The organism is Pseudomonas sp. Pseusp49 (assembly GCF_059491875.1).
This window is the reverse complement of sequence record NZ_CP168514.1, coordinates 839583-852936: the sequence shown is the minus strand read 5'-3', so window position 1 is coordinate 852936 and position 13354 is coordinate 839583. Positions and strand designations below refer to the sequence as shown.

At 60.1% G+C, this 13354-nt stretch carries 16 protein-coding genes; 6 read left to right on the top strand and 10 right to left on the bottom strand.

Going from position 1 to position 13354, the window contains the following annotated elements:
- Positions 1-31 precede the first annotated feature (31 nt).
- The 10 genes from hisC to ACEN83_RS03615 form a co-directional block, all read right to left on the bottom strand.
- Entirely contained in the window at positions 32-1084 is a 1053-nt protein-coding gene (gene hisC, locus ACEN83_RS03660; protein ID WP_116580972.1) for a histidinol-phosphate transaminase, read from the bottom strand.
- A 2-nt stretch (positions 1085-1086) separates the two neighbouring features.
- Positions 1087-2412 carry a histidinol dehydrogenase gene (hisD, locus tag ACEN83_RS03655; RefSeq protein WP_007970280.1) on the bottom strand — a complete coding sequence of 442 codons (1326 nt, stop codon included), beginning with the start codon at positions 2410-2412 and terminating at the stop codon, positions 1087-1089.
- Between the two features lie 125 nt (positions 2413-2537).
- Entirely contained in the window at positions 2538-3173 is a 636-nt protein-coding gene (gene hisG, locus ACEN83_RS03650; RefSeq protein ID WP_007970278.1) for an ATP phosphoribosyltransferase, read from the bottom strand.
- Positions 3174-3300: 127 nt separating this feature from the next.
- Positions 3301-4566, bottom strand: coding sequence for a UDP-N-acetylglucosamine 1-carboxyvinyltransferase (gene murA / locus ACEN83_RS03645; protein ID WP_007970276.1), 1266 nt, complete (start codon positions 4564-4566; stop codon positions 3301-3303).
- Positions 4567-4588: 22 nt separating this feature from the next.
- The gene (locus ACEN83_RS03640; protein WP_015093504.1) at positions 4589-4828 is read right to left on the bottom strand and encodes a BolA family protein; all 240 of its coding nucleotides are present in this window, start codon (positions 4826-4828) and stop codon (positions 4589-4591) included.
- A 114-nt stretch (positions 4829-4942) separates the two neighbouring features.
- Positions 4943-5248: an STAS domain-containing protein gene (locus ACEN83_RS03635; RefSeq protein ID WP_007970274.1), complete on the bottom strand. Its 306-nt coding sequence runs from the start codon at positions 5246-5248 to the stop codon at positions 4943-4945.
- Positions 5245-5886 carry an MlaC/ttg2D family ABC transporter substrate-binding protein gene (locus ACEN83_RS03630; RefSeq protein WP_116580971.1) on the bottom strand — a complete coding sequence of 214 codons (642 nt, stop codon included), beginning with the start codon at positions 5884-5886 and terminating at the stop codon, positions 5245-5247. Before ACEN83_RS03630 ends, ACEN83_RS03635 begins: the two co-directional genes overlap by 4 nt.
- 11 nt (positions 5887-5897) lie before the next feature.
- Entirely contained in the window at positions 5898-6365 is a 468-nt protein-coding gene (gene mlaD / locus ACEN83_RS03625) for an outer membrane lipid asymmetry maintenance protein MlaD (protein WP_007970271.1), read from the bottom strand.
- Entirely contained in the window at positions 6365-7162 is a 798-nt protein-coding gene (gene mlaE, locus ACEN83_RS03620; protein WP_095965888.1) for a lipid asymmetry maintenance ABC transporter permease subunit MlaE, read from the bottom strand. The genes mlaD and mlaE overlap by 1 nt, the downstream gene beginning before the upstream one ends.
- Positions 7162-7971 (bottom strand): ATP-binding cassette domain-containing protein, encoded by an 810-nt coding sequence (locus tag ACEN83_RS03615; RefSeq protein WP_116580970.1) that lies wholly within the window; start codon positions 7969-7971, stop codon positions 7162-7164. Before ACEN83_RS03615 ends, mlaE begins: the two co-directional genes overlap by 1 nt.
- A gap of 276 nt (positions 7972-8247) precedes the next feature.
- Between ACEN83_RS03615 and ACEN83_RS03610 the strand changes: the two genes are divergently transcribed.
- The 6 genes from ACEN83_RS03610 (at position 8248) to ACEN83_RS03585 (ending at position 13325) form a co-directional block, all read left to right on the top strand.
- Complete coding sequence (locus ACEN83_RS03610; protein ID WP_116580969.1) at positions 8248-9222, top strand: KpsF/GutQ family sugar-phosphate isomerase; 975 nt, start codon at positions 8248-8250, stop codon at positions 9220-9222.
- On the top strand, positions 9222-9746 hold the full coding sequence (locus ACEN83_RS03605) for a KdsC family phosphatase (protein ID WP_495579522.1): 525 nt from the start codon (positions 9222-9224) through the stop codon (positions 9744-9746). The genes ACEN83_RS03610 and ACEN83_RS03605 overlap by 1 nt, the downstream gene beginning before the upstream one ends.
- A gap of 7 nt (positions 9747-9753) precedes the next feature.
- Positions 9754-10326, top strand: coding sequence for an LPS export ABC transporter periplasmic protein LptC (gene lptC / locus ACEN83_RS03600; protein WP_104450947.1), 573 nt, complete (start codon positions 9754-9756; stop codon positions 10324-10326).
- The gene (gene lptA / locus ACEN83_RS03595; RefSeq protein WP_104450946.1) at positions 10313-10861 is read left to right on the top strand and encodes a lipopolysaccharide transport periplasmic protein LptA; all 549 of its coding nucleotides are present in this window, start codon (positions 10313-10315) and stop codon (positions 10859-10861) included. Before lptC ends, lptA begins: the two co-directional genes overlap by 14 nt.
- Positions 10861-11586, top strand: coding sequence for an LPS export ABC transporter ATP-binding protein (gene lptB, locus ACEN83_RS03590; RefSeq protein WP_007970262.1), 726 nt, complete (start codon positions 10861-10863; stop codon positions 11584-11586). Before lptA ends, lptB begins: the two co-directional genes overlap by 1 nt.
- Before the next feature lie 245 nt (positions 11587-11831).
- Complete coding sequence (locus ACEN83_RS03585) at positions 11832-13325, top strand: RNA polymerase factor sigma-54 (protein ID WP_095944267.1); 1494 nt, start codon at positions 11832-11834, stop codon at positions 13323-13325.
- Positions 13326-13354: the final 29 nt, after the last annotated feature.

The following is a 13354-nucleotide window of genomic DNA, read 5'->3' as shown; positions in this document are numbered from 1 at the left end:
GCAAGCCCGCTCCCACAGGGTTGGCGGCGTTTCAGAGGTCGCCCAGACCGTCGATCAGCGCCTGGTTCTGCTCTGGCGTGCCGATGGAGATCCGCAGGAACTGGGCAATCCGCTCCTGCTTGAAGTGCCGGACGATTACGCCCTGCTCACGCAACTTCGCCGCCAGCCCCGCCGCATCGTGTTGTGGGTGACGGGCGAAAATGAAGTTCGCCGCTGATGGCAGCACTTCAAATCCCTTGGCCTGCAATTGCCCGACGACCTTCTCGCGATTCTCGATCACCAACCGGCAGGTCTTGTCGAAGTACTCGCGATCTTCGAATGCGGCGGCTGCGCCGACATTCGCCATGCGATCCAGCGGATAGGAGTTGAAGCTGTTCTTGATCCGCTCCAGCGCCTCGATCAGGTCCGGATGCCCCACCGCCAGGCCAACCCGCAGACCGGCCAGGGAGCGGGACTTGGACAGGGTCTGGGTCACCAGCAGGTTGGGATAACGATCGACCAGAGTGATTGCCGTCTCGCCGCCGAAATCGATGTAGGCCTCGTCCACCACGACCACCGAATCCGGGCTGGCCTTGAGAATCTGCTCCACCGCTTCCAGCGCCAGCAGGCAGCCGGTCGGTGCGTTCGGGTTGGGGAAGATGATCCCGCCGTTCGGCCTGGCGTAGTCCGCCGGGTTGATCCGGAATTGCTCGTCCAGCGGCACCGCGTCGAAATTGATGCCATACAGTCCGCAGTAGACCGGATAGAAGCTGTAGCTGATGTCCGGGAACAGCAGCGGCTGATCGTGCTGCAGCAACCCGTGGAAGATGTGCGCCAGGACTTCGTCGGAACCGTTGCCGAGGAATACCTGATTGCCTTGCACGCCGTAGTACCTGGCGACGGCGTTCTTCAGCAGGTCGCTGTTCGGGTCCGGGTACAGGCGCAGGTTGTCGTTCAGTTCGGTCTGCATCGCGGCCAAGGCCTTGGGCGATGGACCATACGGGTTTTCATTGGTGTTGAGCTTCACCAGCTTTGCCAGTTTCGGCTGCTCGCCCGGCACGTAAGGCACCAGGTTCTTGACGAACGGGCTCCAGAATTTACTCATCTTCATTTCACCTGCTTGTCGTCAACGATGCGGTATTCGGCGCTACGCGCGTGCGCGGTCAGCGACTCGCCACGGGCCAGCACGGATGCGGTCTTGCCCAGTTCCGATGCGCCCTGCTCGGAGCAGAAGATGATCGACGAGCGTTTCTGGAAGTCATACACACCCAGCGGCGAAGAGAAGCGCGCGGTGCCGGAGGTCGGCAACACGTGGTTCGGGCCTGCGCAGTAGTCGCCCAGGGCTTCGGAAGTGTGACGCCCCATGAAGATCGCGCCGGCGTGGCGGATCTGCGGCAGCCAGGCTTGCGGATCGGCAACGGACAACTCGAGGTGCTCCGGCGCGATGCGGTTGGCCACTTCGATGGCCTGTTCCATGTCGCGAACCTTGATCAGTGCACCACGGCCATTGATCGAGGTTTCGATGATTGCGGCACGCTCCATGGTCGGCATCAATTTGGCGATGCTGGCGGCGACCTTGTCGAGGAACCCGGCATCGGGGCTGACCAGAATGGCCTGGGCGTCTTCGTCGTGCTCGGCCTGGGAGAACAGGTCCATGGCGATCCAGTCCGGATCGGTCTGGCCGTCGCACACCACGAGGATTTCCGAAGGGCCGGCGATCATGTCGATGCCGACCTGGCCAAATACGTGGCGTTTGGCGGTAGCCACATAGATGTTGCCCGGGCCGACGACCTTGTCGACCTTCGGCACGCTTTCGGTACCGTAAGCCAGCGCAGCAACGGCCTGGGCGCCGCCGATGGTGAACACGCGGTCGACACCGGCGATGCAGGCCGCAGCCAATACCAGCTCGTTGATTTCACCACGCGGGGTCGGTACGACCATGACCACTTCGGTCACGCCGGCCACCTTGGCCGGAATCGCGTTCATCAGCACCGACGACGGGTACGACGCCTTGCCGCCCGGCACATACAGACCGGCACGATCCAACGGCGTGACTTTCTGGCCCAGTACGGTGCCGTCCGCCTCGGTGTAACTCCAGGAGTCCTGCTTCTGCTTCTCGTGGTAGCTGCGCACGCGGGCTGCGGCGACTTCCAGTGCTTCGCGCTGGGCCACGGAAATACGGGTCAGTGCCAACTCCAGACGCTCTCGCGGCAGGATCAGGTCGGCCATGGACTTCACGTCCAGGCCGTCGAACTGACGGGTGAAGTCCACCAGCGCCGCGTCACCGCGCTCGCGCACGGCCTTGATGATGTCCAGCACCCGCTGATTGACCGAGTCGTCAGACACACTTTCCCAGCTCAGCAGATGATCCAGATGATGCGCGAAATCCGGGTCAGCAGCGTTGAGTCGGCGAATTGCAGTCAGTGCGGTCATAGCGAGAGCCTCATAGGAATGGCAAAAAACTCAGGCGCCCGAAGCTAACATTCGATCCGCTTGGGCACCTGAGAATTCTGGCTATGAGGCGGATAGACGGCGCGCCTTGCGGTCGCGCAGGTGAATCAGCCGCGGTGTCGAGACTCCACTGCCTTGCGCAGGGTGTCGATCAACGCCTGGATACGGGCGTGCTGCATTTTCATCGAAGCCTTGTTGACGATCAGGCGGGAGCTGATGGCCGCGATGAAATCCTGTGGCTCCAGGCCGTTGGCCCGTAGCGTGTTACCGGTGTCGACCACGTCGATGATCTTGTCCGCCAGACCGATCAGCGGCGCCAGTTCCATCGAACCGTAAAGCTTGATGATGTCGACCTGACGACCCTGTTCGGCGTAGTAGCGCTTGGCAACATTGACGAACTTGGTGGCGATGCGCAGACGGCCCTTGGGCTCGACTGCACCGACTTTACCGGCGGTCATCAGCTTGCACTGGGCAATTTGCAGGTCCAGCGGCTCGTACAGGCCCTGGCCGCCGTATTCCATCAGCACATCTTTACCGGCGACGCCGAGGTCGGCAGCACCATGTTCGACATAGGTCGGCACATCGGTGGCACGCACGATCAGCAGACGGACATCGTCCTGGGTCGTGGGGATGATCAGCTTGCGGCTCTTGTCCGGATTCTCGGTCGGCACGATGCCCGCTTCAGCCAGAAGCGGCAAGGTGTCGTCAAGGATGCGGCCCTTGGACAGTGCGATAGTCAGCATGGGAAACGTCAGCCCTTAATCAGGAATCTTATGCCCGGTCGCAATCGGCGCCGGACACGCGTCGAGCCGGAAACCGGCTCGACCTACAACAATCCAACGGGCACCTCCCTGTGCCCATGCAGCAGTACTAGCCCGGAACGCGACGGATCTTGGCGCCCAGCATCTGCAGTTTTTCCTCGATGCACTCGTAGCCACGGTCTATGTGGTAGATGCGGTCGATCAGGGTATCGCCCTCGGCAACCAGGGCCGAGATCACCAGGCTGGCCGAAGCACGCAGATCGGTGGCCATCACTGGTGCGCCCTTGAGCTTCTCGGTGCCGGTGACGATGGCAGTGTTGCCCTCGACCTGGATCTTGGCGCCCATGCGGTGCAGTTCGTAGACGTGCATGAAGCGGTTTTCGAAGATCGTCTCGATCACAGCACCCGTGCCTTCGGCAATGGCGTTGAGGGAGATGAACTGCGCTTGCATGTCGGTCGGGAACGCCGGGTACGGAGCGGTCCGCACGTTGACGGCTTTCGGACGTTTGCCGTGCATGTTCAGCTCGATCCAGTCTTCGCCGCAGGTGATTTCGGCACCGGACTCACGGAGTTTTTCCAGAACGGCTTCGAGGATGGTCGGATCCGTGTCCTTGACCTTAACGCGACCGCCGGTCACAGCCGCCGCCACCAGATAGGTGCCGGTTTCGATACGGTCGGGCATCACTTTGTAAGTCGTGGTATGCAGACGCTCGACGCCATCGATGGTGATGGTGTCGGTGCCGGCGCCGGAAACCTTGGCGCCCATGGCGTTCAGGAAGTTCGCCAGGTCGACCACTTCAGGTTCGCGCGCGGCGTTGGCCAGGACGCTACGACCCTTGGCCAGTGCAGCGGCCATCATGATGTTTTCGGTACCGGTCACACTGACGGTATCGAAGAAGAAGTGCGCACCGCGCAAGCCGCCCTCAGGCGCCTTGGCCTTGATGTAGCCGCCTTCGACGTCGATGACCGCGCCCATGGCTTCCAGGCCCCGGATGTGCAGGTCAACCGGACGCGAACCGATGGCGCAACCGCCAGGCAGCGCGACTTCGGCTTCGCCGAAACGGGCAACCATCGGGCCCAGCACCAGGATCGACGCACGCATGGTTTTAACCAGTTCGTACGGTGCGACCAGGGTCTTGATGGTGCGCGGGTCGATTTCGACGGCGAGTTTTTCGTCGATCACCGGCTCGATCCCCATGCGACCGAACAGTTCGATCATGGTGGTGATGTCGTGCAGGTGCGGCAGGTTGGCAACGGTCACCGGACCATCGCACAGCAGCGTGGCAGCAAGGATCGGCAGGGCAGAGTTCTTTGCCCCGGAGATGCGGATTTCGCCGTCAAGACGAGCACCGCCAGTAATAATCAATTTATCCATAAGAATCTCGACGCCCTTGGGCTCAGGTGCGCTCGGCCCAGGCCGCGCTGCTGAAAAATTTCATTGTGACCGCATGGATGCTGCCATCGGTGATCCATGGGTTCAAATGGGCATAGATCTGCTGCTGACGCTTCACCGGGCTCATCGCCGCCAGTTCATCGCTAATCACATTCAGCTGGAAATTGCAGCCTTCGCCCTCGACTTCTACCAACGTTCCGGGCAGCTTTCCTTCAAGGAAGCTCTTCACTTCTACGGCCTGCATGCTCAACCTCAATCGGCGCCCTGTGCGCGCGGGTCGGACATCATACAAAAAAGCCCCGCGCCTGCGAACCCCGCGAAGCAGGACTCTGACGGGGGGCTTCTTTATAGATGCGGGTTAGGGATGCGCCAACAACTCGGTCAGCTCGCTGACCTGAGCGATTTCACGCATGTCTTCCGGCATTCCACGGATGCTCAACGCCTTGCCGGCTGCCTGAGCATCGCGGATGAAGCACAGCAGCAATGACAAACCGACACTGCTGGACTTGGTCACCGCCGAACAATCGACCACCAGCGCAGCAGCCTTGCTGGCCTTGATCAGTGCCTTGCCCTGCTCACGCAGGCCAGGGCCGGTGCGGTAATCCAGCACGCCACTGAGTCGCAGCTCACCCGCTTCGTCCATCTGGACTGCCGACTCACTCATTGGGTCTGTTTCTCGGTGGATTCCTTGGCCTTGGCGACTTCCCCGGCCCAACCATTGATGGTCTTGTCCAGGTCGTTGCCATTGCGCTGCATCGCATCGGCGAACTGATCGCGGAACAGCTTGCCGATATTGATGCCATTGATGATGACGTTACGCAGTTTCCACTCGCCGTTGATCTTTTCCAGTGTGTAGGACACTGGATAGATCGCGCCGCTGCTGCCTTTGACAGTCATGCCAACGCTGGTACGGTCGCCCGACTCGTCCTTGGCCGGTTCAACGGTGATGCCCTGGTTGTTGTACTCCAGCAAGGCATTGCCATAGAACTGGAACAGGCCCTTCTTGAAGTTTTCTTCGAAGGTCTTCATCTGCTCAGGCGTAGCTTTGCGCGAGTACTTGACCGTCATGATGCTCTTGGAAATACCCTCGGCATCCACGACCGGCCCGACGATGGTGTTCAGCGCCGTATAAAAGTCTTGCGGATCCTGCTTGTACTTCTCTTTGTTTGCCGCCAGGTCCGCGAGCATACGGTTGGTTGTGTCCTGCACCAGATCGTGCGCCGAAGGCGCCGCTACGGCGTGGGACACCAACGGAAACACCGCGAGCATTACCAACAGGCCACGTCGCAAGGTAGAGATCATTTAACAGTTCCTCATTTAGCTTCTTTGCTAACGGTATTGAGCAGGAATTTACCGATCAGGTCCTCGAGCACCAGCGATGACTGCGTGTCATGGATGGTTCCACCATCCTTGAGCAGGGTGTCTTCCCCGCCCACGCTGATACCGATGTACTTCTCACCCAACAACCCAGCAGTCAGGATAGATGCAGTGGAGTCCGCCGGCAGATTATCGATGCGTTTTTCCAGCTGCATGGTCACCCGACCGGTAAAGCTGTCGCGATCCAGATCGATGGCCGTGACCTTGCCGATGGTCACACCGGCCATGGTCACCTTTGCTCTGACAGTCAAACCGGCGATATTGTCGAAGTAGGCGTAAAGTTTATAGGTGTCGGTGCTCGGAGTCGGGGACAGCCCACTGACCCGCAACGCCAACAAGAGCAAAGCCAGGATGCCAGCCAGCAAGAAAAGGCCGACACCGATTTCCAGGGTGCGGTTTTGCATCAGAAATCTCCAAACATCAAGGCGGTCAGAATAAAGTCCAGGCCGAGCACTGCCAACGAGGCATAGACAACGGTCTTGGTAGTGGCACGACTGATCCCCTCGGAAGTGGGTTCGCAGTCATAGCCTTGGAATACGGCGATCCAGGTCACGACAAAGGCAAAGACGATGCTTTTGATGATCCCGTTGAGCACATCCTCAGTGAACGTCACGCTGTTCTGCATGTTCGACCAGTAGGAACCTTCATAGACCCCCAGCCAGTCGACAGCGACCCACGAGCCGCCCCAGATGCCCACCACGCTGAAAATCATCGCCAGCACCGGCAGGGAAATGAAGCCGGCCCACAAGCGTGGCGCGATGATGTACTTGAGCGGGTCAACCCCGATCATTTCCAGGCTGGACAACTGCTCGGTGGACTTCATGTTGCCGATTTCCGCGGTCAACGCCGAACCTGCGCGCCCGGCGAACAGCAAGGCGGTCACCACCGGCCCCAGTTCTCGCAGCAGCGTCAGCGCAACCATCTGCCCGACAGCCTGCTCCGAACCATAGCTGGAAAGGATGTTGAAGCCCTGCAGCGCCAGCACCATGCCGATGAACACCCCGGAGACCACGATGATCACCAGGGACATCACGCCCACCGAATGCAGTTGCTTGACCAGCAGCCCGAAGCCGCCACCGATACCACCGCGACCAAGCAGGGCATGAAACAGGAACAAGGCCGAACGCCCGAACACCGCCAGCACATCGATGCCGGCCTGGCCGAAGCGGCGAACGCGCTCTATCAATGAAATTCTGCGCATCAGCGCTTCCCCAGAATATCTGCGCGGTAATCCGTCGCTGGAAAGTGGTACGGAACCGGCCCATCGGGGTCACCGGTCATGAACTGACGAATGCGCGGTTCATCCGAGTTCATCAATTCGTCCGGGGTCCCCTGCCCCAACACCTGGCCATCGCCCACCACATAAATGTAATCGGCAATGCTCGCGGTCTCGGCCAGGTCGTGGGAAACCACGATGCTGGTGATGCCCAGCGCATCGTTGAGCAAGCGAATCAGGCGCACCAGAACGCCCATGGCAATGGGGTCCTGGCCGACAAAGGGTTCGTCGTACATGAGGATCTGTGGGTCGAGCGCAATCGCCCGGGCCAGCGCAACACGGCGCTTCATGCCGCCGGACAGCTCGTCGGGCATCAGGTCGATGGCTCCGCGCAAACCGACGGCCTGCAATTTGAGCAGGACGATGTCACGGATCATTTCTTCCGGCAGTTGCGTATGAACCCGCAACGGAAACGCGACATTCTCGAAGACATCGAGGTCGGTAAACAGCGCGCCGCTCTGAAACAGCACGCCCATATGCTTGCGCGCATCGAACAGGTCGCTGCGCGACAGCTTCGGCAGGTTCTGGCCGTTGACCCAGACTTCGCCCTTGGTGGGCCGCAGCTGGGCGCCCATCAGGCGCAGAAGCGTAGTCTTGCCGCACCCGGAAGGCCCCATGATGCCGGTGACCTTGCCACGCGGGATACGGATATCGACATTATTGAAAATGCTGCGCGCACCGCGCTTGAAGGACAGTCCCTTCAGCTCGACCGCGTAGGCGTTATCGGCACTCATCTAAACTCCTTGCGATGCAGCCTCTCACTCGGACGCCTGGCTTTCTGACGAAAGCACATACCTCCCGGGCAGGCCGAACTGGCGGCGAACTATATCACTGCAAAGGCTGCACGCCCAAGGCCAAAGCCGAGTCATGTGCAACGGCAGGAGTGGTTCAAAGCCCCGTCTAGAGGGTTTCAGGTAACAAGGAATGACAATGCACGACGAACTTGCGTGAGGGATTCGATCATAACCGCTATAATCGCCGCCTTTTCATCAGGCTATACGATTTCTGACATGAGCCAATCCAGCGACCTGATTCAATCAGCACAACGCACCATCCGCCTCGAAGTAGAAGCCGTGCAAGGCCTGCTACCGCAAATCGACGCAGATTTCGTACGCGCTTGCGAGATGATTCTGGCCAGCAAAGGCCGCGTGGTCGTGGTCGGCATGGGCAAGTCGGGGCACATCGGCAACAAGATCGCCGCGACCCTGGCCAGCACCGGCACCACGGCATTTTTTGTGCACCCGGCGGAAGCCAGCCATGGTGACATGGGCATGATTACCCGCGACGACATCATTCTGGCGCTCTCGAATTCCGGCTCCACCAATGAAATCGTTACCCTGCTGCCACTGATCAAGCGCCTGGGCATACAGTTGATCAGCATGACCGGCAATCCTGATTCGCCGCTGGCCAAGGCCGCCGAGGTCAACCTGAATGTTCACGTCGAACACGAAGCCTGCCCGCTGAACCTGGCACCCACCTCGTCGACCACCGCCGCACTGGTCATGGGCGACGCCCTGGCGGTCGCGCTGCTGGAAGCCCGTGGCTTTACCGCCGAAGACTTCGCCTTTTCCCACCCCGGCGGCGCCCTGGGCCGACGCCTGCTGCTGAAAGTGGAAAATGTCATGCACGCCGGCCAGGAACTGCCGCAGGTCCAGCGCGGCACCCTGCTCAAGGACGCCTTGATGGAAATGACCCGCAAGGGCCTGGGCATGACCGTCGTCCTCGAGGCCGACGGCAAGCTGGCCGGAATCTTCACCGACGGTGATTTGCGCCGCACACTGGACCGCAGCATCGACATCCACAGCGCTGTCATCGACCAGGTCATGACGGCCCATGGCAAGACCGCCCGCGCCGAAATGCTGGCCGCCGAAGCGCTGAAAATCATGGAAGACCATAAAATCAACGCGCTGGTCGTGGTCGACAGCGAAGACCGCCCGGTCGGCGCCTTGAACATGCACGACTTGCTGCGTGCAGGAGTAATGTAATGAGTGCAGACCTGCTGCAACGCGGCACACAGATCAAACTGGCGGTGTTCGATGTCGACGGCGTGCTGACCGATGGACGCCTGTACTTCCTCGAAGACGGCAGCGAATTCAAGACGTTCAACACGCTCGACGGCCAGGGCATCAAGATGCTGATGGCCGCTGGCGTGCAGACTGCGATCATCAGTGGCCGCAAGACCCCGGTGGTCGAGCGCCGAGCCAAAAACCTCGGCATCCCGCACCTGTATCAGGGCCGCGAGGACAAACTGGTGGTACTCGACGAACTGCTGGCTCAACTGAATTTGAGCTATGAACAGGTGGCCTACCTCGGCGACGACCTGCCGGACCTGCCGGTGATTCGCCGCGTCGGCCTGGGCATGGCGGTGGCCAATGCCGCCAGTTTCGTGCGCGAACATGCTCACGGCATCACCCTCGCCCGTGGCGGCGAAGGTGCCGCTCGCGAGTTCTGCGAATTGATCCTGCGCGCCCAGGACCGCCTCGATGCGGCCAATGCGGCGTACCTGTGAGCCCGATATGCTGAGCAAAAAGTTTCGCAACACCCTGCTGTACAGTTGCATCGCGGCGATATTCGCCGCGGTTGGCTACTGGAACATCAGCCCGGAACGCTTCCTCGACAAGCCGGTAACGCCGGTCGATGAAAGCGCGATCGACTATTACGCCATCAACGCCCACAGCGTGCAGTACCTGCCGGACGGCAAGCTGCAATATGATCTGGTGTCCGACAAGGTCGAGCACCTGAAGGCGACCGAGGTGACGCTGCTGACCAACCCCGACCTGAACGTGTTCCGCGGCACCGAGTTCCCGTGGCACGTCCAGAGCCTGCGCGGCGAGGTCAACCCTGACGGCACGCAGGTCGAGCTGATCGATGATGTGCGCATCACGCGCTTCGACGAGAAAAACCGCAAGACCCTGATCACCAGCACCCGCATGACCGTGTTCCCGCAGCAGCAATATGCGCAGACCGAGCAAGACGTTAGAATCGACGGCGCTGGCGGTGTATCGACTGGCAAGGGAATGAAAGCGTATTTGAAAGAAAGCAGGATACACCTGCTATCGAACGTAAGAGGACAGTATGAGGCTCGTTAAAACCCTCCCGATTTTGCTCAGTCTGGGCGCAGCACTGGGAAGCGTGAGCGCCTGGGCTCTGCCGGAAGACCAACAGCAGCCTATCCGCATTCAGGCCGACGACGCCCAACTGGACGACAAGCAAGGTATTGCTACCTATAAGGGTGACGTGATCATCACCCAAGGCTCGATGAAGGTGACAGGCAACACCGTTACCATCACCCGCACCCCGACTGGCGACATTGACGTAGTGACCTCGGTGGGCAACCTGGCGTACTTCGAGCAATTGCAGACTGCTGGCGATACCAAGCCTGTTCAGGGTTGGGGCGTGACCATCCAGTATCACGCCACACAAAATCGCGTCGTGTTGATCGACAAGGCCAAGGTTGTCGACAAGGACAACAACGTCACCCAAGGCGAGAAAATCGTCTACGACACCGAGAAGAAGCTGGCCAGCGCCGGGCGCGCCACCGGCAGCAAGGTGACCGAGTCGCGTCCGCGCATCGACATGGTGATCCAGCCGAAGAAGAAAACCGACGAGAAAAAGGCCCAGTAATGGCAACTCTGAAAGCTCAGCATCTGGCCAAGAGCTACAAGAGCCGCCAGGTCGTGCGCGATGTCAGCCTGTCCATCGACAGCGGTCAGATCGTCGGCCTGCTTGGCCCGAACGGCGCAGGCAAGACCACCTGCTTCTACATGATCGTGGGCCTGGTGCAAGCCGACCAGGGCCGCGTGCTGATCGATGACCTGGACGTCAGCCACCAGCCGATGCACGGCCGCGCAAAAGCCGGTATCGGCTATTTGCCGCAAGAAGCATCGATCTTCCGCAAGTTGTCGGTGGCCGACAACATCATGGCCATCCTCGAGACCCGCAAGGAGCTTGACAAGGCCGGTCGCCGCAAGGAACTGGAAAGCCTGCTGCAGGAATTCCACATCAGCCACATCCGCGACAACCTCGGCATGAGCCTGTCCGGTGGTGAGCGCCGCCGCGTGGAAATCGCCCGCGCCCTGGCCACCAACCCGAAATTCATCCTCCTCGATGAACCGTTCGCCGGCGTGGACCCGATTTCGGTCGGCGACATCAAGCAGATCATCTACCACCTCAAGGCCAAAGGCATTGGCGTGCTGATCACGGACCACAACGTTCGTGAAACCCTGGATATCTGTGAAACCGCCTATATCGTCAATGACGGCCAACTGATTGCCGAAGGTGACGCAGAGACCATCCTGGCCAATGATCTGGTGAAGGAAGTGTACCTGGGCCATGAGTTCCGCCTGTAAACGCTGAGCTGTGCCCAGGCGGTCGCCCGGGCACCGGCCTCGCGATTCATCGGCTCTTCATGCAAAGCAGGACGTTCAGCCCCCAACAAGGGCAGCACCGCAACACAAATTTATAGTTTTTTATTGTTACAGCGCTCTAGGCAAATCCTTCAGTTTCAGGCATATAATTTGCTTATGTTTGGCGCCCCGGCGCCCTGTAGTGGATGGCGCATGTGCGCCGGCGAATAAGGTGTTAAGCCCCTGCCATGAAACCATCGCTAGTCTTGAGAATGGGCCAGCAGCTGACGATGACACCTCAGCTGCAACAGGCCATCCGCCTGCTCCAATTGTCGACCCTGGACCTGCAACAGGAAATCCAGGAGGCCCTGGAGTCCAATCCGATGCTCGAACGCCAGGAAGAAGGCGACGACTTCGACAATTCCGACCCCTTGGCCGACAACGCCGAACAAAAACCCAACACCGACATCCAGGAACCCTCCTACCAGGAAAGCGCCCCGACGGTTGATAACCTCGAAGAGGGTGACTGGAACGAGCGCATCCCCAATGAACTCCCCGTCGACACTGCGTGGGAAGACGTTTACCAGACCAGCGCCAGCAGCCTGCCCAGCAATGACGATGACGAGTGGGACTTCACCACCCGCACCTCGGCCGGTGAAAGCCTGCAAAGCCACTTGCTGTGGCAACTGAACCTGGCCCCGATGTCCGACACCGATCGCCTGATCGCCGTGACCCTGATCGACTGCATCAACAATCAGGGCTATCTGGACGAAACCCTCGAGGAAATCCTCGAAGCCTTCGACCCGGAACTGGACATCGAACTGGACGAAATCGAAGCCGTCCTGCACCGCATCCAGCAGTTCGAGCCTGCGGGCATCGGCGCACGCAACCTGGGCGAATGCCTGCTGCTGCAATTGCGCCAGCTGCCCGCCAAGACCCCTTGGCTGGCTGAAGCCAAGCGTCTTGTCACCGATTACATCGACCTGCTTGGCAGCCGCGACTACAGCCAGTTGATGCGCCGCATGAAGCTCAAGGAAGATGAGCTGCGCCAGGTCATAGAGCTGGTCCAGAGCCTCAACCCGCGCCCGGGCTCGCAAATCGAGTCCACCGAAGCCGAGTACGTCGTTCCTGACGTTATCGTCCGCAAGGACAACGAGCGCTGGCTGGTGGAGCTGAATCAGGAGTCGGTGCCACGACTGCGGGTCAACGCCCAGTACGCCGGTTTTGTGCGCCGCGCCGATACCAGCGCCGACAACACGTTCATGCGCAATCAGTTGCAGGAGGCCCGCTGGTTCATCAAGAGCCTGCAGAGCCGCAATGAAACCCTGATGAAGGTTGCCACCCAGATCGTGGAGCATCAGCGCGGGTTCCTCGAATATGGCGACGAAGCCATGAAGCCGCTGGTCCTGCATGACATCGCCGAAGCGGTCGGCATGCATGAGTCGACGATTTCACGGGTGACTACCCAGAAGTTCATGCACACCCCCCGGGGCATCTATGAGCTGAAATACTTTTTCTCCAGTCACGTAAGCACCTCCGAAGGCGGCGAATGCTCGTCCACGGCGATCCGGGCGATCATCAAAAAACTGGTTGCCGCGGAAAATCAGAAAAAGCCGTTGAGTGACAGCAAGATCGCTGGTTTACTGGAGGCACAAGGCATTCAGGTGGCTCGCCGCACCGTCGCCAAGTACCGCGAATCCCTCGGGATCGCGCCTTCGAGCGAACGCAAGCGGTTGATGTAGAGCCACGCCACAGCGTTCCAGTGGTAGAT